The following is a 19,653-nucleotide window of genomic DNA, read 5'->3' as shown; positions in this document are numbered from 1 at the left end:
GGCATTAATGCCTATCGACGTACTACCAAACGATCTGCTTGTTTAGATCAGTTTCTTTGGTCGTCGACCTCGACACCTTCCGGTGCCACAAAAGTAAAGCGGTCTGCTGCAGGTTTACCCAAATCAACATTGCTAAAGGTAAACTCACCTTTTTGACCGTCTTGTTCAATCACATTAAAGCCCTGAACAATGCCCTTTTCGGTGATATTAATCTGGAAGTCACCCTGATTAGAATCGACAGCAGTTGGCGTTAGCGTGAATTGGTTACCCGTTTGCGCCACATTATAATTATCCCAATCACTTTCTTGGTTACGTGTAAGCAGGACAAAAGGTGTCTGTGATGTCGCTTGCTCTTGCCAATAAATGCTCACTTGCTCAATGAACGGGCTGTAGTACCACAAGCTTTGGCCATCAGATACCAACAAGTTTTCATCAGGGAACGTGGTCTCCCAGCGGAACAGGCTTGGGCGTGCAATCTCTACCGTGCCCTCACCTTCCATAACAACATCACCATCAGGGCTGGTCACGACTTGTTTAAAGTCAGCGCTGAAGCCTGCGTTTAATGCCAAGCGGCTACTCAACTCTTCTTTCGGAGAAGCAAACACTGAGAAGCTCATAAATAAAAGTGCGAATACTTTTTTCATCAATAATCCTGTTAGAACATAAGTCGGTCATATTTTCGATTTGACCGACTGAATAGTTATGAGTTCCTACCGGAACTAATCTTTTGGTGGCGCTGGTGCTAAGACTTCTCGGTTACCGTTATGACCTGGAGCACTTACGATACCTTGAGCTTCAAGTTGCTCGACAATACGTGCAGCACGGTTGTAGCCAATCTTGAATCGACGCTGTACACCTGAAACTGAGCCACGACGTGAATGAACAACGTGTTCTACCACCTGATCAAACAGAGGATCGACCTCTTCATCACCTTCCATCTTCTCACCCGGAAGCAAGGTTTCTGGAGTTTGTTCGCCGTTGGTGATTTCATCAATATAGTTTGGCTTACCACGCGCTTTCCAATTATTCACGACTGCGTGTACATCGTCATCAGATGCAAAGGCACCGTGAACACGAGTTGTATGGCTAGAACCAGGAGGCAAGTAAAGCATATCACCCATGCCCAATAGTGATTCCGCACCACCTTGGTCAAGGATAGTTCGTGAATCCGTTTTAGTTGATACCGTAAAGGCCACACGGGTTGGAATGTTCGCTTTAATAAGACCAGTAATAACATCCACTGATGGACGTTGCGTCGCTAGGATCAAGTGAACACCCGCCGCACGTGCTTTTTGTGCCAAACGTGCAATCAGTTCTTCAACCTTCTTACCAACCACCATGATTAGGTCGGCAAATTCATCAACGATAACCACAATGTAAGGCAGTTTCTCAAGCAATGGCGCTTCTGGGTCCATGCTGTCGCCCGGCTTCCACAGTGGATCGTGAATTGGGTGACCCGCTTCCGCTGCCATCTTAAGCTTATCGTTGTAACCTTTAATGTTACGAACGCCTAATGCTGACATCAGCTTATAACGTCGTTCCATCTCGCCAACACACCAACGAAGGGCGTTCGACGCATCTTTCATGTCGGTTACCACTTCAGACAATAGATGAGGAATACCCTCATAAACCGATAGCTCAAGCATTTTCGGGTCGATCATGATGAAGCGAACATCTTCCGGTGATGCTTTGTAAAGCATACTCAGAATCATTACGTTCACACCTACCGACTTACCAGAACCGGTTGTACCTGCAACCAGAACGTGAGGCATTTTCGATAGATCAGCAATAACGGCTTCACCAGCGATGTCTTGTCCTAGAACCACTGTCGTTGGCGATTTCGCTTCTTGGAACTGAGGGCTAGCAACCACGTCTGAGAAGAATACCGTTTGGCGACTCATATTCGGCAGTTCTAAGCCAACATAAGGTTTACCCGGAATCACTTCTACGACACGTACTGCCAATGCAGAGAGCGAACGCGCTAAGTCCATAGAAAGGCCAGAAATACGGCTTACTTTCACACCTGGAGCCAGATCAAGTTCGAATCGAGTGATTACTGGACCTGGGAAAATGTCGACAACGTCTGCTTTGATCTTGTAGTCCGCTAGCTTAGATTCAACAAGACGAGCAATTGCCTCTAGCGCATCACGATCAATCAAGGTTTCACGCTTTTCAGGGTGGAATAACAATTCAAGCGTGGGTAATGGCTCAGCAGGCTTAGGTAAATTAACATCTTGTTGAACCAAGAACGGGTTCTGCGCCGCTGCCATATTCGCTTGTGCTTCAGAGACAATGCTTTGGAATGCGGCGACATCTTGATCTTGATGCGCAGGTTCTTCTTCCGTTACTTCTTCCCAAGGAAGATCAACAGTTGGCTCTAGGTTTTGTGCTGTTGGCTGTTCAAGTTCTGAATGTTCTTCTTGATAAGGGAAAGGTTCAAACTGTTCTTCGATTAATGCTGCGTCAGCTAATTCAGCTTCAGCCTGTTCTGATTCAAGCTCTGAGCCCTGTTGGTAGCTTTGCTCTTCCGTAACATCAAACGGTGAAGGTTGTGCAGAGAAATCGTCTTCCACGGTTGCTTCTGGCTCGCCCATAGGTGAAGCGTATAAAGATTCAGGTTGAACATCTTCAGAACCAAATTCGCCATTTACTTGTGGTGAGCTATCTAATTCTGGTTCAGCACTTCTAAGGTCAGCATGAGCAGGGCCAACTTCTGGTTGTTCGTTCTGCATGTATTGTTGGTAAGCAACCTGAGAATCATGCGCGTCAACCTGATCTTGTTCTGCTAGGTCATCTTCATACATGGCCGCATTTTCTAGCTGCTCTATCGTTGCATTCAACTGTTTAGAGCGCTCAATACCTTCTTCTAGCGGTTCTTCTGGCGCTTGGTAAACAGCTGCTGCAGGGATCGTTTGCTCTGACTCAATTACCGCTTGAGGCTGAACCTGAGGTTCTTCATGAACAGGAGCTTCTTGTTTCGCAGGAGCATCGACAGGCATATGAATATTGTAATGACGCTTCGGCGATGCAGCATTGTCTCGCGCATTTGTCGCCACGTCTGCCGACTCATTGGTCGCAGAAAAACTCATCGCAGGATCTAGCGGATCATGCTCTGTTGATTCTTTGTTGCCTTCTATAGCAGGAACATCGCGGTAAGTTGGCGCTTGATGCTGCTGATGACGTTCTTCGATTAAATCGCGGTCTGCTGATTCTCTTAATTGAGGCTCAAGCAGCTCTTGGTCTTGGCCACGAGCCTTATTAACAGTAGACGTGAAAAATTTGATGGCACATTCACCCAACCATTCCACAATGCTTAGCCAAGAGATACCGGTTAATAGAGTGAAACCAGCACCCCATAAGAAAAGAAGAACCAGCGTACTACCAAGAACATTCAACGTTGGAAGTGCAAGGCTTGTTAAAACGTCACCTACCACGCCACCGGATGAAAAGTACCAGATGTCGTCAAAGTTGATATCCGCTAAACCACAACTCGTAAGAATTAGGATAGTCAGGCCAAGTAAGCGAGTGCCCCACAGCATGAAGTCGATCTGCTCGTCTTCATTACGTTTGCGGAATAAAACCCACGCAGCAACCGTCACTAAGATAGGCAGAGGGTAAGCCAAAGAGCCAAATACGAAGAAAAGCGTATCCGCCAACCAAGCACCTAGGTAGCCACCCGCATTTTGAATGTCACCACCCCACGCCGTTTGCGACCATGATGGGTCTGCAGGACTAAAAGTTAATAACGCAACGGCAAGTAGAATAGAGAAGAGAACACCGAGAATCAGACTGCACTCTTTGAGACGTTGAGAACCACTCAAACGAGGAGACTGAGGCTCTTCACTCGTTTTAATGATTGTTTCTACTTTATTACTGCTCTGCTTGAACATAAACCAACTTAATAATTAAACGGGATAAAAACATCTCGAGCGGCCAAAGCCGCTCGTTTCAATGAAACTACTGTTGATTTAACCATATCAAACAGAAAAACCCAATTCCAGAAAGCAAGAAAGCGGAACAAATGTCCGCTTTCTTTCATTTCACCAATTGTGACTAACGAGTTTTAATCACAAGTTGATTGGTTTGTTTCACTTCTTCCATTACTACGTAAGTTCGAGTGTCGTTTACGCCCGGTAGACGAAGTAACGTATCACCCAGTAGCTTACGGTAAGCACCCATATCAGATACACGTGTTTTTAGAAGATAGTCAAAATCACCCGACACTAAATGACACTCTTGGATGTCATCCAGTTTCTGCACAGCGGTGTTGAATTGTTCGAACACATCTGGCGCACCACGGTTCAACGTAATTTCAACAAACACTAAAAGTGAAGCATCAAGGTACTGTGGGTTCAGCAACGCTGTGTACCCAGTAATGTAACCTTGACGTTCTAAACGACGAACACGTTCAAGACATGGAGTTGGAGAAAGTCCTACTCGTTTTGAGAGTTCAACGTTTGAGATACGACCATCTTTTTGCAACTCATTAAGAATGTTGCGGTCAATACGATCTAGTTCCTTGGACGGCTTCTTATAATTGTCTGCCATTTTTTATTCCACCTTATTACTTCCTTGCAAAAAAATATACTACAACTTTTTAATATTCAGTATCAAATTTTATCTAAACCTATCTATACTAGATATTAATTCGACAGAATTACCCTACACATAGATAAAACAACCAAAATAAAATGAGGAGTCAGGATGATCATTGGCGTACCTAAGGAAATCAAGAACCACGAATACCGCGTTGGTATGACCCCAGCTAGCGTGAGAGAACTAATCTCACACGGCCACCAAGTTTTTGTAGAAACCAATGCCGGTACTGGTATCGGTTTTTCAGACGATGATTACATCGCTGTAGGCGCATCCATTCTTCCTACTGCTGCTGACGTTTTCGCGAAAGCAGAGATGATTGTAAAGGTTAAAGAACCTCAAGCTGTCGAGCGAGCTATGCTTCGCGAAGGGCAAATATTATTTACCTATTTACACCTTGCACCAGATTTTCCACAAACTGAAGAGCTTATCAAGAGCAAAGCTGTCTGCGTAGCCTATGAGACTGTAACAGATAATATGGGTCGCTTGCCACTATTAGCACCAATGTCTGAAGTAGCTGGTCGTATGTCTATTCAAGCAGGTGCACAAACATTAGAGAAATCTAACGGTGGTTGTGGTCTTCTTCTTGGTGGCGTTCCAGGTGTTGAACCAGCAAAAGTTGTTGTTGTTGGTGGCGGTGTTGTAGGTGCTAACGCAGCACGTATGGCTGTAGGCCTTCGCGCTGATGTTACAATTCTTGACCGTAACGTAGATACACTGCGTCGACTTGATGAAGAATTCCAAGGTCGCGCAAAAGTGGTTTATTCTACTGAAGACGCCATTGAGAAGCATGTTCTAGAAGCAGACCTAGTAATTGGTGCAGTACTAATTCCTGGCGCAGCAGCTCCAAAATTGGTTACAAAAGAGCACATCGCTAAGATGAAGCCAGGTTCAGCAGTTGTTGATGTTGCAATCGACCAAGGCGGTTGTTTCGAGACTTCTCACGCAACCACTCACGCAGACCCAACTTACATTGTTGATGACGTAGTTCACTACTGTGTTGCAAACATGCCTGGCGCTGTTGCTCGTACTTCAACTTACGCACTAAACAATGCAACACTTCCTTACATTGTTAAGCTAGCGAACAAAGGCTACCGCGAAGCACTTCTATCTGATGAAGGCTTCCTAGAAGGTCTAAACGTTATTCACGGTAAAGTAACTTGTAAAGAAGTTGCAGAAAGCTTTGACCTTGAATACGTAGACCCAGCAGAAGCAATCGCAATGTTTAACTAATGATGTAATGACTAACTGAACGCAATAATCTTCTCGTTGAAGCGTTCAGTTAACTCATACACATTAAACAAAAAGCCAGTACGACATTATGTCGCGCTGGCTTTTTTGCATTAATGGATTTAGTTCGTAAAAACACGTAACAGTACGGTTTACCACTAGCGCTCGATTTTAACCCCATGAATCAATAGATTTCTTGGCGTAATACTGCGTTCACAGAACTCTTCAATCGTAGCTTCATAACCTTGCTCTTGCAGATAGATAGCGCGATCTAAAGCCAGCCATATCTCTAATGGTCGTCTAAAGACTTGTTGAACCAAACTCAGCTTTTCCATTTCCCAGAAAAGCGCTTCGCCTTGAATCAAATAAGAGTCAAAATCAATATCTGAGCCCAGCGATAGCTCTTTCACTTCAGATGCCCAACGGCAGAAAGATTCAAAACCCTCAGCTAACTCTGATTTTTTGATGCTCGGTACAGGAATGTATTCGTCAATGTTAAGTTCAGCCTTAAGCAACTGGCTGAAGCCTAGACGATAGCTCATCTCTAGTTGACGATGTCTTTTTACTCTTTCACCACCAGTAACGGTTTCTTGAAGCGGGATTCTCAAGTCGCTCTTACTTAACGTTAATGCTGAGCTTTTCGCGATAGAAGACATCGCTTGATAGTTTTCGTCTCGAATAAGATGATAACAACAAGGAGAAATAGTGACCGCTGGTAGCCCATGTGACACTGACTTTTTAACTAGCTCAACATGAAGATCACCACAAGCATGAAGGGCCACGGCATGTTGGTACGAATTAAACACGTCATCGGCCTTGTCTGAAAACGCATCTCCTTGAACAAAATCCATCGCTAACTTCTGGTCATCCGCAATCTTTTGTCCGCTTTCGCATAACGATTGCTGCCATTCAAAGCTAGTGACTTTTTGATCCGATTGCTGAGATAGGATTCGACCAAGAAAGCCTTTACCAGAACACCACTCGAGCCACTCTTTGCCATGGTGATGGCATAATGCAGCCTCGCCCATTGCGACAATTTGATGTAGCTTTCGGCCAGGAATACCATCAGCAGTACCACGTGGGAGGTCTAAACCAACCAAAGCAGTGTTATCGAACTGGATGTTTTGGGTAGCAGTTTCTAATTCAGGTAGGAAACGAGTCAGTTCCTCAATCAAAAGCTGAGGCTGCTCTTTTAAGGTTTGAATGCTTTCATTATCTAAGCTTTCTAACCAATCAACGAGTGGACGATTGACCTCTTTCCACGGCTGCTGTTGAGTTTGGCATAGGTGAAAAGGCTCTGAACGCCAGTAAATCTGGTGCTCTAGCAAAAATGAATCGAGTATTTTAAATCGTGAATGCATGCTTCCCCCTATGATGCGTGGATTGTAGGGGTAAGAGGTCGAAATGGAAAGACCCGATAAAGAAAACGAAAACTAAAAGCCCAAAAGAAAAACGGCCTGCAAATACAGGCCGAATAAGAATCAAAATTTACACGATGAGATTAACGAACTGGCAGTTCGATATCTTTAAACATCTCTTCGATCTCTTCGTTCGATTTCAAAGAAATAGCTTGCTCAACCACAGGGCGAGTTAAGTGCGGTGCAAAACGCTCCATGAAATCAAACATGTAAGAACGCAAGAAGGTGCCTTTTCTAAAACCAATGCTGGTTGTGCTCGCACCAAATAGATGGCTCGCATCAATCGCAACCAAATCAGTATCTTGCTCGTGGTCAATAGCCATACTTGCAATTACACCAACACCAATGCCCATACGAACGTAGGTTTTGATTACGTCTGCATCGGTCGCAGTAAACACAACACGCGGTGTTAAACCTACTTTGTTAAACGCGGTATCAAGCTCAGAACGGCCAGTGAAACCAAATACATAAGTCACGAGAGAGTAAGCCGCAAGATCTTCGATCGTGATATTACGCTTCTGTGCCAGGGGATGATCTTTGGTCACGACGATCGAACGGTTCCAGTGGTAACAAGGCAGCATAATCGCATCTTGGTAAAGGTGTAGCGCTTCCGTTGCAATCGCAAAATTCGCTGTACCTTTAGCGACGGCTTCTGACATTTGGCTTGGCGTACCTTGGTGCATGTGAAGCGATACTTTTGGATAGCGCGCCGTGAAACCTTTAATCACATCAGGCAGTGCATAACGAGCTTGAGTATGAGTCGTTGAAATATTCAATGTACCCATCTCTGGATGTGTGTGTTCACCCGCTACCGCTTTAATGCTTTCAACGCGCGCCAAAATCTCTTGAGAGATACGGATGATATCCTCACCCGCTTGGGTAACCTGCGTTAGATGCTTGCCGCTACGCTCAAAAATCTGAATGCCTAGTTCGTCTTCAAGTAATCTAACTTGCTTACTAATGCCAGGCTGAGATGTGTACAAACTCTCTGCTGTAGCTGAAACATTTAGGTTATGGTTTACAACCTCAACAATGTACTTCAGTTGCTGTAACTTCATATCTAACCTCGTAATCCTTTACTCATTTCTGTGCTAACTTATTTGCAAAGAGAGCGTTATAGTCGCGTGTAATATAATTAATAGTTATAACGCTTCGAACACAAAAATGACAGGAAAATTGAGTTTTTCTAGCTTAACAAACAAAAACATCACTAACGCTTTGCAACCCAACCCTCATTCTCATACATTAGTTGGTAAGTTTTGATTGCCGATTTCGCTCAACAAGAGATAATCAGAAATTGCAATTTACGAGTGCCGATACACAATGGAATCGTGTATCCTCTCCAGTTAGCTATAGAAAATAATAAGCAGACTCAAATATATGAATATTGGTTTAATAATCGTCTTAGTAGCCGTTCTTTTGGTGTTAGTTTTAGGCTACAACATCATGCTTCAATATAAAGTTAAGGTAGAAACAGCGAAGAAACAGGAAGCTTCTCGTTATCTAACCATTATTGACGGTACAGAAGAACTGATTGGCAACGCTCATCACATGCCGTTTAGCCAAGATCTTCTTGTATGCTTAAACAATCGAATTCTTGATGCATTAGAAAACATGTATCAACTCGATCCAAAAAATAAGCAGCTTGCCCAACGCATTGAAAGCGTAAAACAACAAATCACTCAGCTAAAAGAGAACTACAAAGGTGGCGAGAGTACCGCTTTCCGCGTACCAAGTAGTGACAAGCAAGCGATCATGATGCTTAAGTTAGTTAAACGCCTGCGTGATACGGTGCGCAACGAGCACAATAAAGGCCGTTTCGAGACTCAAGCTTATGTGGTTGAAAATGCTCGCCTAGAAACAATTCAAATCCGTATTAACATTGAAAATGTTATCAAACGTGCAAACGATTCGATTTCTCGCGGACAACCGGGAACAGCGATTCAGCTATTACGCAAAGGTATTGATGCTTTGGCGACTAAGAACGACTCGTACTCTAATCAAGCCAAAGAAAAGCTTCAACAGATGCTTAACGAGCTTGACCAGAAACGCCAAGACAAAAACGCTCAAGATTTGCAGCAGATGGAATCTAAAGAACGAGAAGACGATATGGATGCCCTCTTCGGTCAGAAGAAGAAATGGTAACAGTCTAACTCAACACTTAAAGGCCGCCTTATTTACATTAAATAGGCGGCCTTTTTTGTAGCTGTTGAATTTCCTTTCTCTGTATAGGGAGATCTCTTGAGCTGTGATAAAATCCCCGCATTATCAACAAACTTTCCCTGACCATGTATCAAGAATTACTCGCTCCAATCCACTCTTTTCTTAAAGCCGAAACGCCAGATTCATGGATAGATGAAGCCAAAAAGCCAGAAAATCTTCACATCATTCTACGCGATCACATGCTGTGTGAACTTAAGGCGGCACAGAGTGCTTTATTCCTTATTCGCAAGTACGCCGTCGATAAAGAAAGCGCGAAGCAACTGAATGAATGGATTTTGCCATACGAGCAATTTGCTTACCGTCGTATCGGAGACTTAGAGTCTCTGCGTGGTAAAAGCAACGTATCCAAGCAAATCACAGCGAAAGAAGGCTGTAATTACGGTGCTGACCTAATCGATAAGATGGTTTTACTGATCAAAGAAGAGCTGCATCACTTCTACCAAGTCATGGAGTTGATGGAGAAGAAAGGCGTGACTTACCAGCCAATCGAGGCGGGTCGTTACGCTAAGGGCTTGATCAAACAAGTTAAGACTTACGAGCCTGATGCTCTGGTTGATAAGCTTATCATCGGTGCGTTTATTGAAGCTCGCTCTTGTGAGCGCTTCGCTAAATTGGCTCCTTTCTTGGAAGAAGACATGGAGAAGTTTTACGTGTCTCTACTTCGTTCAGAAGCTCGCCACTACCAAGATTACCTTGAGCTAGCAGAACAGATCGCAGGGAAAGATATTTCAGAGCGTATTTCGCATTTTGCTCAAGTAGAAGCTGATCTTATCACTTCAGAAGACAGCGACTTCAAATTCCATAGTGGTGCTCCGGTTTAGGCTCCACACAGAACATTCAGTCCAGTTTAGACTAATCCAGACTAAAAAATTAAGGCCAGCAATTTGCTGGCCTTCTTTATTTATATCTCAATCCAAATATAGACTTAAGCAAGCGTACCGTTGATCTCTGCAAGTACAGCAGCAGGGTCTATCGCTTGCGTAATCGGACGACCAATAACAAGGTAGTCTGAACCTGATTCAATCGCTTTAGAAGGCGTCATGATGCGCTTCTGGTCACCAACATCTGCGCCGACAGGACGAATACCTGGAGTAACTAGCTTGAACTCTTGACCAAGTGCACCTTTAAGCAAAGAAGCCTCTTGTGCAGAACATACAACACCGTCTAAGCCAGAGTTTTTCGTTAGAGAAGCCAAGCGCATCACGTGTTGTTGTGGTTCAAGATCCAGACCGATACCCGCTAAGTCAGATTGCTCCATACTGGTGAGTACCGTTACACCGATTAACAGTGGACGATCTTTGCCATAAGGTTCTAAGATTTCGCGAGAAGCCGTCATCATACGCTCACCGCCACTTGCGTGTACGTTCACCATCCAAACACCCAGTTCAGCGGCAGCACGGACTGCTTTTGAACATGTGTTCGGGATGTCGTGGAATTTAAGGTCTAAAAATACTGAGAAACCACGCTTATGTAATTCACGAACAAATTCAGGGCCAAACAGGGTAAACATCTCTTTGCCCACTTTTAGGCGGCAAGATGCTGGGTCAATTCGATCGACAAAGGCTAACGCATCCGCTTGATTATCATAATCCAAGGCTACAATGATTTTTTGGTCGTTCATTTCATCTCCTAACGCAGTTAACTTTCTAAAAATTTCTAATCACCTAAGCAGGTGATAAATAACAGTCATAAAAATGCAGCCCGAAAGCTGCAATTAATAATTTGGTCTTAAAGTGACCACAAATCTATTCACCATCAAGCCCACGAATAGGCTTGATCGTCCCCCACCCTTTACATGAAGGGCAGTGCCAATACAAAGAGTGTGTCGAGAAACCACACTGACGACAACGGTAATGAGGCTTAACCTTAAGCTGTTCACCAACCATAGATTGAAGTGTGGTTAAGCTGTCTTTTGCTCGGCCTTCTTCTGCTTCCGCTAGGTGGTAATCGATTAATCGATAAAAACCTTTCATGGTTGGATTTTTAACAAGCTGCTTTGTCAGTAACTCTTGAGCAGAGCCTACATCTTCATGGTGAGCAACCAATTGCGCCAGCATCAGTTCGGCAGATACACCGGCTTTCTTCTGAATACACGCTTTGAGGAACTCGACCAATTGAGCTTCTTGTCCAAGCTTGTGGTAACACTCAGCAAGGGTTGGCAACACCTCACTGATAAAATCGATATCTTGTTCAAGTACCGATTCAAGACAATCAATTGTCTTTTGGTAATCTTCGTTCGCTAAGTGGAACTTCCCTAGTGCGATACTTGCGCGAACACATTTAGGGTCTTCAGAAAGCGCCTTCTTAAAATGCTGAAGCGCTTTAGAACGATTACCATCGGCTTGTTCTTGCATTGCAAGCTCACACCAGAAATGCGCGACTGTGGCACGCATCTTCATTTTTTTCTTGCCGAGCTTAACTAAGATATTTCCGTAATGGATAGCCTTGTTCCACTCACGGGTCTGCTGATAAATAGCCACCAACTGCTGTAAAGCGCCCTCTTTATGGTCAGGTTCTTCTACAAGTTGTTCAAAGATTTTTTCAGCGCGATCAAGGAAGCCAGAGACCATATAGTCTTTCGCTAATTGTTGCAGTGCGAGGTTTTTCTGATCGAGGGTAAGCCCCGAACGAGAGATGAGATTTTGGTGAATACGAATAGCACGGTCGACTTCGCCTCTTGAGCGGAACAAGTTGCCCAAAGCCAAGTGAGTATCGATGGTTTCATCGTCTACTTGAAGCAGCTCAATGAAATGATCAACCGCTTTGTCAGATTGATCTGACAGTAATAGGTTCAAACCCGTCACGTATTGACGGGAGATCTGGTGTGATTGCTTTTGTTTTTCTTGCTGAGCATTACGATTACCCATATACCAGCCATAAGCGGCTGCGATGGGCAAAAGTAAGAACAGTAACTCTAACATCAAATATAGCCTTTAAGCTTTAGTATCAGCAGCGACCTGCTTTGATTGCTTATTGAGTTGCTTCTTCAAGCGATGAATTTTTAGCTGAGACCGCATGTGCATATTACCAAAGACTAACCAAGCAAGGGCGAAGCCTGAAACGAATACAACACCTAATAAACTTGATAGGTGGAAGTCACCTTGCGCTAGCAGATAGTTGAAATTCACAGTTGTTTGGTTTTGAGAGCCTAAAGCCAGTGCAATTAGGAAAAGTGCGATAACGGCGACTATTTTTATAATTTTCATAGTTCATCACTCATTGGTTGGTTAGCTGTACGATTATGCAGGAAAATTACTAATCAGACCACCATATTATGGTCATAAAAAAGCGGCATACATTATAGTATGCCGCTTTTCTGAATTCCGATAAGTAGGCTACATTCCTGAGTTTACTCGTTCACGCAGCTCTTTACCTGGTTTGAAGTGAGGAACGTATTTACCTTCTAACTCAACCTTGTCACCAGTCTTTGGATTACGTCCAACACGAGGCTCACGATAATGCAGAGAAAAACTGCCAAAACCGCGAATTTCGATTCGATCACCACTTTCTAGTGTTGAAGCCATATGCTCTAAAATGTCTTTTACAGCGTCTTCAATTTCTTTTGCAGAAAGATGCGTTTGCTCAGCGCACAGTCTTTCAATCAATTCAGACTTAGTCATAGTTACCCTCGTTGGTTTTCTTTTTAGAAATTATAGACCTATCGGAAAAATAAGCAAAAAAAAAGGAGCCTTACGGCTCCTTTCTTGGCTAGATAGCTATAATTCTCTTAATGAGAAGCTATTATTCGCCTTTAGCAGCTTTGAATGCGTCTGCCATTGCGTTACCGAACGCGCCTTCTTCAGACTTGTTCAGTGAAGCCATTGCTTCTTGCTCATCAGCTTCATCTTTAGCTTTGATAGATAGGTTGATTACGCGGTTCTTACGGTCTACACCAGTGAACTTCGCTTCAACGCTGTCGCCAACGCTTAGGATTAGAGATGCATCTTCGATACGGTCGCGAGAAACTTCAGAAGCGCGGATGTAACCTTCAACGCCTTCGATTAGCTCGATAGTAGCGCCTTTCGCGTCAACTGCAGTAACAGTACCGTTTACAAGAACACCTTTCTTGTTGTCAGCAACGTATGCGTTGAACGGGTCGTTTTCCATTTGCTTAACGCCAAGAGAAATACGCTCACGCTCTGCATCTACTGCTAGAACAACAGCAGAGATTTCGTCGCCTTTCTTGTATTCACGTACAGCTTCTTCGCCGGCAGCGTTCCAAGAAATGTCAGATAGGTGTACAAGACCGTCGATACCGCCTTCTAGACCGATGAAGATACCAAAGTCAGTGATAGACTTGATCTTACCAGTAACTTTGTCGCCCTTAGCTTGCATTTCTGCAAATGACTGCCATGGGTTAGCTTTACACTGTTTCAGACCTAGAGAGATACGACGACGTTCTTCGTCGATATCAAGAACCATAACCTCAACTTCGTCGCCAACATTAACAACTTTAGAAGGGTGGATGTTCTTGTTAGTCCAATCCATTTCAGAAACGTGTACTAGACCTTCAACGCCTTCTTCGATTTCAACGAAGCAGCCGTAGTCAGTTAGGTTTGTAACACGACCAGAAAGCTTGTGACCTTCTGGGTAACGCTTAGCGATTGCTACCCATGGATCTTCGCCTAGTTGCTTAAGACCTAGTGAAACACGAGTGCGCTCACGATCGAACTTAAGAACTTTAACTAGGATTTCGTCACCAACGTTAACGATCTCTGATGGGTGCTTAACGCGCTTCCAAGCCATATCTGTGATATGTAGAAGACCGTCAACACCGCCAAGGTCAACGAATGCACCGTAGTCAGTAAGGTTCTTAACGATACCTTTAACTTCAGTACCTTCTTGTAGAGTTTCAAGAAGTTCGTCACGCTCAACACTGTTTTCAGATTCGATAACAGCACGACGAGAAACAACAACGTTGTTACGCTTCTGGTCTAGCTTGATTACTTTGAACTCTAGCTCTTTGTTTTCTAGGTGAGCAGTGTCACGGATAGGACGTACGTCTACTAGAGAACCAGGAAGGAAAGCACGGATACCGTTAAGTTCAACAGTGAAACCGCCTTTAACTTTACCGTTGATGATACCAACAACAGTTTCAGCTTCTTCGCAAGCTTTCTCAAGTACGATCCAAGCTTCGTGACGCTTAGCTTTCTCACGAGAAAGTTGAGTTTCACCGAAACCATCTTCAACAGCGTCTAGAGCTACGTCTACTTCAGCACCAACTTCAACTTCAAGTTCGCCAGCAGCGTTCTTGAATTGTTCAGCAGGGATAGCAGATTCAGACTTAAGACCAGCGTCTACAAGAACGAAACCGTTCTCGATAGCTACTACAGTACCTTTAACGATGCTGCCTTGTTGGAATTCAGTTTCAGATAGAAACTCTTCAAAGAGTTGAGCAAAAGATTCAGTCATTATTTAATCTTCAATAATTAAACGTCCATGGGTATCCTACCGCATGGGGTTGATAAATTCGCCGGTCATCATCCTTGCGACCAACGTTCGTACTAGCTCGGCGAAATTACCCAGCCAGTTTCGATTCAATATAGTGTAGTGCTTTTTCTACTACCTGCTCAATATTCATTGAGGTGGAATCAAGCACTAGAGCATCCTCTGCAGGGCGAAGTGGCGCCACTGGGCGATTACGATCTCGGTCGTCTCGCTCTTGGATCTCGCTCAAAAGGTCGTCAAATTTAACATCTAACCCCTTCTGTTGCAACTGTTTAAGGCGGCGACTCGCACGCTCTTCAGCACTTGCATCTAAAAATATTTTCGCTTCAGCTTCAGGAAACACAACCGTTCCCATGTCACGACCATCTGCAACCAAACCAGGCGCAGCGCTGAATGCACGTTGACGACGAAGCAGTGCTTCGCGAACGCGAGGTAAAGCAGCAACTTTTGAAGCCGCCATGCCTGTCTCTTCTTTACGAAGTTCACCAGACACATCTTCACCTTCTAGGATAACCTTAACTAAGTCGCCTTCAGCAATAAACTGCACGTCTAAGTGTGTAGCAAGCGGTACTAAAGCATCCTCTGATTCAGTATCCACACCATGGTGAATTGCCGCTAAAGCCAATACGCGATAGATCGCGCCTGAGTCTAGAAGATGAAAGCCTAGCTTATCTGCTAGCAACATACACAGGGTACCTTTACCTGCACCACTTGGTCCATCAACCGTAATCACTGGGCTTTGAGAAGGCATCTTTTACTCCACGTTTTGTCGTAAGTTTTATTCTGTACTAGCGATTCGCCACTACTTTATAGGCGGCATATTATAGAGAAAAATTGGAACTCGAGCGAGGTAAATCTCAGATAATTCCGTGTTGATGATGCATAAACCAATGCAACTATCCCAATATCCGTTTGCTTAGGTCAATAAGACACACACGCGCTTTTCGATAGCGCACTTTTCGGTAGATAGAAAAAAGCCTCGCAATAGGCAAGGCTCATGATTTTTCATTTTGTAGAGCAAACAAGAATTCGCTCAAAGAAGCTTAACCAATAATAGCTCGAACCGCTTCTAGGTCTTCAGGCGTATCAACACCAGCAGCCGGCGCTTCCGCCGCAACGTCTACGTGAATCTTTTCACCGTACCAAAGTACTCGTAATTGCTCTAGGCACTCAATACGCTCAAGAGTGCTTGGTTCCCAATTAATGTAGGTATTGATAAAACCCGCTCGGTAAGCATAGATACCAATATGACGAAGCAAAGGAGATTCCGCTGCAGTACCGTTGTTCGCGTAAGCATCGCGATCCCAAGGGATGGTTGCTCGGCTAAAATATAAGGCGTAACCATCTTTATCGGTTACAACTTTAACAGCGTTAGGGTTAAACACTTCATCAGCATGAGTGATTTCCACACCTAACGTTGCCATCGGAGCTGTACTGTTCGCAAGATTGTTCGCGACCTGATTAATGATCGCGGGTGGAATAAGTGGCTCATCACCTTGAACATTCACGATAATATGATCATCAGGAATATTCATAACTTCAATCACCTCAGCTAGGCGTTCAGTGCCCGATTCGTGATTCGGTGATGTCATACAAACGGTCGCGCCAAATGCTTTAGCCGCTTTTTCAACTCGAGCGTCGTCGGTAGCGATAATAACGTTATCGGCACCCGCTTTCATTGACTGTTCGTATACCCATTGAATCATCGGCTTTCCACCAATGTTAGCAAGTGGCTTCCCTGGTAAACGGCTCGATTGGTATCTTGCAGGTATAACAACCGTATAAGACATTACTTACCCTCATCCATAGAAACGGTGCGAGCTTCAGGTTCTAAAAGAACAGGAATACCCTCTTTAATTGGGTAAGCAAGGCGATCAATTTTACAAACAAGCTCTTGCTTATCCTTGTCAAAAGTTAGTTTACCTTTACATACAGGGCAAGCAACGATCTCAAGTAGACGGTGATCCATAGTATTCCATAACCTCTTTTATTCTTTTTAAAATTTGCTGTTGCGAATCTTCATCGAACTGCGCAGAAACTGGAAGATACCACCAGTTATCTTGAGCATATTCTTCGCATTTTACAGCGTCTTTTTCTGTCATAATCAGATTCATACCTTTATTAGCTAAGGCATGAAGTTCATCTTTATCAAAATCTTGATGGTCGGCGAAGCCCTGTGTGAAAACCACATCACCATCAAGATCTTCCAATGTTTTAAAAAAGCGCGGTGGGTGGCCAATACCGGCAAAAGCCACCAGCTTGTGTAATTTTGCCACAGACCTTTTCTGACCAGTCTTTAGGTTAACTGCTTGGCTTGGAAGCAAAGACATCGAGAACTCTCGCCCATGCGCTTTACCGCCATTGTTAACCAAAAAGTCGACTTCATCTAAACGAGATACAGGCTCTCTTAACGGGCCTAAAGGAATTAGGCATTCGCTACCAAAGCGTCTTGCGCCGTCGATAACTGCAAATTCAATGTCGCGTTCAAGCGCGTAATGCTGAAGGCCATCGTCAGTGATAATCACATCAACGCCTTTGCTCAGCAATGCTTTCACTGCGTTAGCTCGCACAGGGTCGACTGCGACTGGCGCACCAGTTCGCTTACGAATCAAGCGAGGTTCATCACCCGAATGCTCAGCTGGGGTATTTTCATCCAACACCAACGGATAGCTTGGTGCTTTTGCACCGTAGCCACGAGATACGACTCCGGGTTTAAAGCCGTGAGCCTGAAGCATCTCAACTAACCAAATCACAACCGGTGTTTTACCATTTCCACCAGCAGTAATATTGCCCACAACAATAACAGGTAAAGGCGGGCGGTAGGTCTCTTTATTCCCTGAGAGATAAGCGTCATGACGCCGACTACTGATCATTTTGAACAGCAGACTCAGTGGCCACAAAAGCGGCCAGAGAAGATATTTCAACGGGTGATTGTTAAACCAAATCTTTTCGATCACAACAAAACCTAATTTATCCGCTGAACTGAATTCGGTGTAATTGTGCATAAGCACCATCATGCGCGATTAGCTCAGCATGTGCGCCCCTTTCTACAATATGACCATCATCAACCACTAGAATCTCATCAGCTTGCTCGATCGTAGAGAGTCGGTGTGCGATAACTAATACTGTTTTGTCTTTCTGCAGTTCTTCTAGTGCAGATTGAATCGCTCTCTCTGACTCGGTATCCAGTGCAGACGTTGCCTCATCAAGAATCAAAACTGGTGCATCTCTCAATAGCGCTCGTGCAATCGCAATTCGCTGTCTTTGACCACCTGATAGATTACCACCATTCTCGCCAACAACCGTATCAATACCGTTTTCCATGTTTTCGATAAACTCACTCGCATGGGCAAGTTTAGCTGCATGTTCAATCTGTTCGCGGGAATATTCATCGTGTGCGGCGTAAGCGATGTTGTTCGCGACCGTATCATTAAATAGGTGCACATTTTGAGATACAAGAGCAAAGTGCTCCCGCAGGTTTCTCAATTCGTAATCACGAATGTCGTGGCCGTCAAGCTCAATTGAACCTGAGTCTACATCATAAAAACGAGTAAATAGGTTGGCAATGGTACTCTTGCCCGAGCCAGAACGCCCAACAAGCGCAACCGTTTTACCTTTCGGTATATTGAAGCTGACCTTATCAAGTGCTGGTTTCTCTGCTCCTTCATAAGTAAACGTGACATCTTTTACTGCAACTTCACCCGTTACAGATTCAGGCTTCAACGTCCCTTTGTTTTGCTCAGTATCTAGATCCATCAAACCAAATAGAGTTGTACTCGCTGCCATACCGCGTTGGAACTGAGACGTTACACTAGTTAGTGCTTTTAATGGGCGCATTAAGCCGAACATCGCAGAGAAAATAACAGTAAATGTGCCGGGGGTTAACTCAGCTCGAATAGAGTCAAAGCTAGCTAAGATCAACACAGTCACAACGGCAACAGACGCAATCATCTGAATTATTGGGTTAGCGGCTGCTTGTGCTGTTACTAACTTCATACTCTGTTGGCGCATTTGGTTACTAACTTGATCAAAACGTTGCTTCTCTATGTCTTGACCACCATAAGTTAGAACTACTTTATGTCCTTTCAACATTTGCTCTGCAGACGACGCCACATGGCCCATACTTGTCTGCATATTTTTAGAGATCTTTCTGAATCGCTTAGAAACTATGGTAATAGCCCAAGCGACAACGGGTGCGACAGCAAATAGAACTAAAGACAACTGCCAGCTATTCCAGAACATCAGCGTCAACAAGCCAATAATACTTGCACCTTCACGGACAATACTGACTAACGCCTTACTGGTTGCTGCAGACACTTGCTCTGAATCGTAAGTAATTCGAGATAGCAATGCGCCTGTCTGTTCTTTATCGAAGAAAGAAACAGGCATGTGCATGAAATGGCTGAAAATTTTACGACGAATTTCCATCACCACATTGCCAGAGACCCAGCTCAAACAATAGGTTGAAACAAAGCCACTGACACCACGAATAAACATCATGGCAAAGATAATAATAGGGAGCGTGCGTAAAAAGTCAGATTCAGCATTACCAAAGCCTTCATCAAGTAACGGCTTTAGTAAGGAAATCATATAGGTATCAGAAACGGCATTTATGATAAGCGCAATTACCGCAACACCTAGGCCGGCCTTATATAGTCGAATATAAGTCCAAAGTCTTTTAAATGTGACCCAGGTAGTTTCATCTGTTTGTGTTGACATAGAATCGCTTAATTTTCTC

At 44.1% G+C, this 19,653-nt stretch carries 18 protein-coding genes; 3 read left to right on the top strand and 15 right to left on the bottom strand.

Annotated elements, in window-relative coordinates; translation table 11 throughout:
* Positions 1 to 47: 47 nt before the first annotated feature.
* The 3 genes from lolA to lrp form a co-directional block, all read right to left on the bottom strand.
* Positions 48 to 644 carry an outer membrane lipoprotein chaperone LolA gene (gene lolA / locus BCU07_RS03750; RefSeq protein ID WP_017060248.1) on the bottom strand — a complete coding sequence of 199 codons (597 nt, stop codon included), beginning with the start codon at positions 642 to 644 and terminating at the stop codon, positions 48 to 50.
* A gap of 75 nt (positions 645 to 719) precedes the next feature.
* Positions 720 to 3,890, bottom strand: coding sequence for a DNA translocase FtsK (locus tag BCU07_RS03745; protein ID WP_102429159.1), 3,171 nt, complete (start codon positions 3,888 to 3,890; stop codon positions 720 to 722).
* Positions 3,891 to 4,053: 163 nt separating this feature from the next.
* Positions 4,054 to 4,548, bottom strand: a complete 495-nt coding sequence (gene lrp / locus BCU07_RS03740; RefSeq protein WP_004734558.1) for a leucine-responsive transcriptional regulator Lrp — start codon at positions 4,546 to 4,548, stop codon at positions 4,054 to 4,056.
* A gap of 156 nt (positions 4,549 to 4,704) precedes the next feature.
* Here lrp and ald point away from each other — a divergent pair, with 156 nt between their 5' ends.
* Positions 4,705 to 5,829 carry an alanine dehydrogenase gene (gene ald, locus BCU07_RS03735; protein ID WP_017060246.1) on the top strand — a complete coding sequence of 375 codons (1,125 nt, stop codon included), beginning with the start codon at positions 4,705 to 4,707 and terminating at the stop codon, positions 5,827 to 5,829.
* A gap of 155 nt (positions 5,830 to 5,984) precedes the next feature.
* Here the strand turns inward: ald and BCU07_RS03730 are convergent, their stop codons facing one another.
* Both BCU07_RS03730 and cysB read right to left on the bottom strand, forming a co-directional pair.
* Positions 5,985 to 7,187 (bottom strand): methyltransferase, encoded by a 1,203-nt coding sequence (locus BCU07_RS03730; protein ID WP_102393838.1) that lies wholly within the window; start codon positions 7,185 to 7,187, stop codon positions 5,985 to 5,987.
* 140 nt (positions 7,188 to 7,327) lie between these two features.
* A complete protein-coding gene (gene cysB, locus BCU07_RS03725; RefSeq protein ID WP_017060244.1) occupies positions 7,328 to 8,302 on the bottom strand; it encodes an HTH-type transcriptional regulator CysB in 975 nt (324 codons plus the stop codon).
* A gap of 322 nt (positions 8,303 to 8,624) precedes the next feature.
* Between cysB and BCU07_RS03720 the strand changes: the two genes are divergently transcribed.
* Together BCU07_RS03720 and miaE are read left to right on the top strand one after the other, a co-directional pair.
* On the top strand, positions 8,625 to 9,389 hold the full coding sequence (locus BCU07_RS03720; protein ID WP_017060243.1) for a hypothetical protein: 765 nt from the start codon (positions 8,625 to 8,627) through the stop codon (positions 9,387 to 9,389).
* Between the two features lie 143 nt (positions 9,390 to 9,532).
* Positions 9,533 to 10,288, top strand: a complete 756-nt coding sequence (gene miaE / locus BCU07_RS03715; protein ID WP_017060242.1) for a tRNA isopentenyl-2-thiomethyl-A-37 hydroxylase MiaE — start codon at positions 9,533 to 9,535, stop codon at positions 10,286 to 10,288.
* A gap of 104 nt (positions 10,289 to 10,392) precedes the next feature.
* Here the strand turns inward: miaE and pyrF are convergent, their stop codons facing one another.
* From pyrF to msbA, 10 genes are all read right to left on the bottom strand, one after another.
* Entirely contained in the window at positions 10,393 to 11,088 is a 696-nt protein-coding gene (gene pyrF / locus BCU07_RS03710) for an orotidine-5'-phosphate decarboxylase (protein WP_017060241.1), read from the bottom strand.
* A 124-nt stretch (positions 11,089 to 11,212) separates the two neighbouring features.
* Positions 11,213 to 12,388, bottom strand: coding sequence for a lipopolysaccharide assembly protein LapB (lapB, locus tag BCU07_RS03705; protein WP_017066773.1), 1,176 nt, complete (start codon positions 12,386 to 12,388; stop codon positions 11,213 to 11,215).
* A gap of 12 nt (positions 12,389 to 12,400) precedes the next feature.
* Positions 12,401 to 12,673 carry a LapA family protein gene (locus BCU07_RS03700; protein WP_017066774.1) on the bottom strand — a complete coding sequence of 91 codons (273 nt, stop codon included), beginning with the start codon at positions 12,671 to 12,673 and terminating at the stop codon, positions 12,401 to 12,403.
* A 129-nt stretch (positions 12,674 to 12,802) separates the two neighbouring features.
* Positions 12,803 to 13,087 (bottom strand): integration host factor subunit beta, encoded by a 285-nt coding sequence (gene ihfB / locus BCU07_RS03695; RefSeq protein WP_017060238.1) that lies wholly within the window; start codon positions 13,085 to 13,087, stop codon positions 12,803 to 12,805.
* A 121-nt stretch (positions 13,088 to 13,208) separates the two neighbouring features.
* A complete protein-coding gene (rpsA, locus tag BCU07_RS03690; protein WP_010439921.1) occupies positions 13,209 to 14,879 on the bottom strand; it encodes a 30S ribosomal protein S1 in 1,671 nt (556 codons plus the stop codon).
* 106 nt (positions 14,880 to 14,985) lie between these two features.
* Entirely contained in the window at positions 14,986 to 15,666 is a 681-nt protein-coding gene (gene cmk, locus BCU07_RS03685; RefSeq protein ID WP_017060237.1) for a (d)CMP kinase, read from the bottom strand.
* A gap of 292 nt (positions 15,667 to 15,958) precedes the next feature.
* On the bottom strand, positions 15,959 to 16,705 hold the full coding sequence (gene kdsB, locus BCU07_RS03680) for a 3-deoxy-manno-octulosonate cytidylyltransferase (RefSeq protein ID WP_102429158.1): 747 nt from the start codon (positions 16,703 to 16,705) through the stop codon (positions 15,959 to 15,961).
* Positions 16,705 to 16,884, bottom strand: a complete 180-nt coding sequence (locus BCU07_RS03675) for a Trm112 family protein (protein ID WP_004736429.1) — start codon at positions 16,882 to 16,884, stop codon at positions 16,705 to 16,707. The genes kdsB and BCU07_RS03675 overlap by 1 nt, the downstream gene beginning before the upstream one ends.
* The gene (gene lpxK / locus BCU07_RS03670; protein WP_102429201.1) at positions 16,865 to 17,872 is read right to left on the bottom strand and encodes a tetraacyldisaccharide 4'-kinase; all 1,008 of its coding nucleotides are present in this window, start codon (positions 17,870 to 17,872) and stop codon (positions 16,865 to 16,867) included. Before lpxK ends, BCU07_RS03675 begins: the two co-directional genes overlap by 20 nt.
* A gap of 13 nt (positions 17,873 to 17,885) precedes the next feature.
* Positions 17,886 to 19,634 carry a lipid A ABC transporter ATP-binding protein/permease MsbA gene (msbA, locus tag BCU07_RS03665; RefSeq protein ID WP_065584348.1) on the bottom strand — a complete coding sequence of 583 codons (1,749 nt, stop codon included), beginning with the start codon at positions 19,632 to 19,634 and terminating at the stop codon, positions 17,886 to 17,888.
* Positions 19,635 to 19,653: the final 19 nt, after the last annotated feature.

The sequence above is a fragment of the Vibrio sp. 10N.261.54.E10 genome, from assembly GCF_002877735.2.
GTDB lineage: Bacteria > Pseudomonadota > Gammaproteobacteria > Enterobacterales > Vibrionaceae > Vibrio > Vibrio crassostreae_C.
The sequence above is the reverse complement of the archived record's forward strand: the minus strand, read 5'-3'. Positions and strand labels throughout refer to the sequence as shown.

Bases quoted from the DNA above. Each gene is read 5' to 3' on its own strand.
- pyrF (WP_017060241.1), bottom strand. From the start codon at position 11,088: ATGAACGACCAAAAAATCATTGTAGCCTTGGATTATGATAATCAAGCG.
- miaE (WP_017060242.1), top strand. From the start codon at position 9,533: ATGTATCAAGAATTACTCGCTCCAATCCACTCTTTTCTTAAAGCCGAA.
- BCU07_RS03730 (WP_102393838.1), bottom strand. From the start codon at position 7,187: ATGCATTCACGATTTAAAATACTCGATTCATTTTTGCTAGAGCACCAG.
- lapB (WP_017066773.1), bottom strand. From the start codon at position 12,388: ATGTTAGAGTTACTGTTCTTACTTTTGCCCATCGCAGCCGCTTATGGC.
- lolA (WP_017060248.1), bottom strand. From the start codon at position 644: ATGAAAAAAGTATTCGCACTTTTATTTATGAGCTTCTCAGTGTTTGCT.
- BCU07_RS03745 (WP_102429159.1), bottom strand. From the start codon at position 3,890: ATGTTCAAGCAGAGCAGTAATAAAGTAGAAACAATCATTAAAACGAGT.
- BCU07_RS03675 (WP_004736429.1), bottom strand. From the start codon at position 16,884: ATGGATCACCGTCTACTTGAGATCGTTGCTTGCCCTGTATGTAAAGGT.
- msbA (WP_065584348.1), bottom strand. From the start codon at position 19,634: ATGTCAACACAAACAGATGAAACTACCTGGGTCACATTTAAAAGACTT.
- cmk (WP_017060237.1), bottom strand. From the start codon at position 15,666: ATGCCTTCTCAAAGCCCAGTGATTACGGTTGATGGACCAAGTGGTGCA.
- ihfB (WP_017060238.1), bottom strand. From the start codon at position 13,087: ATGACTAAGTCTGAATTGATTGAAAGACTGTGCGCTGAGCAAACGCAT.
- BCU07_RS03720 (WP_017060243.1), top strand. From the start codon at position 8,625: ATGAATATTGGTTTAATAATCGTCTTAGTAGCCGTTCTTTTGGTGTTA.
- BCU07_RS03700 (WP_017066774.1), bottom strand. From the start codon at position 12,673: ATGAAAATTATAAAAATAGTCGCCGTTATCGCACTTTTCCTAATTGCA.
- lrp (WP_004734558.1), bottom strand. From the start codon at position 4,548: ATGGCAGACAATTATAAGAAGCCGTCCAAGGAACTAGATCGTATTGAC.
- cysB (WP_017060244.1), bottom strand. From the start codon at position 8,302: ATGAAGTTACAGCAACTGAAGTACATTGTTGAGGTTGTAAACCATAAC.
- ald (WP_017060246.1), top strand. From the start codon at position 4,705: ATGATCATTGGCGTACCTAAGGAAATCAAGAACCACGAATACCGCGTT.
- kdsB (WP_102429158.1), bottom strand. From the start codon at position 16,705: ATGTCTTATACGGTTGTTATACCTGCAAGATACCAATCGAGCCGTTTA.
- rpsA (WP_010439921.1), bottom strand. From the start codon at position 14,879: ATGACTGAATCTTTTGCTCAACTCTTTGAAGAGTTTCTATCTGAAACT.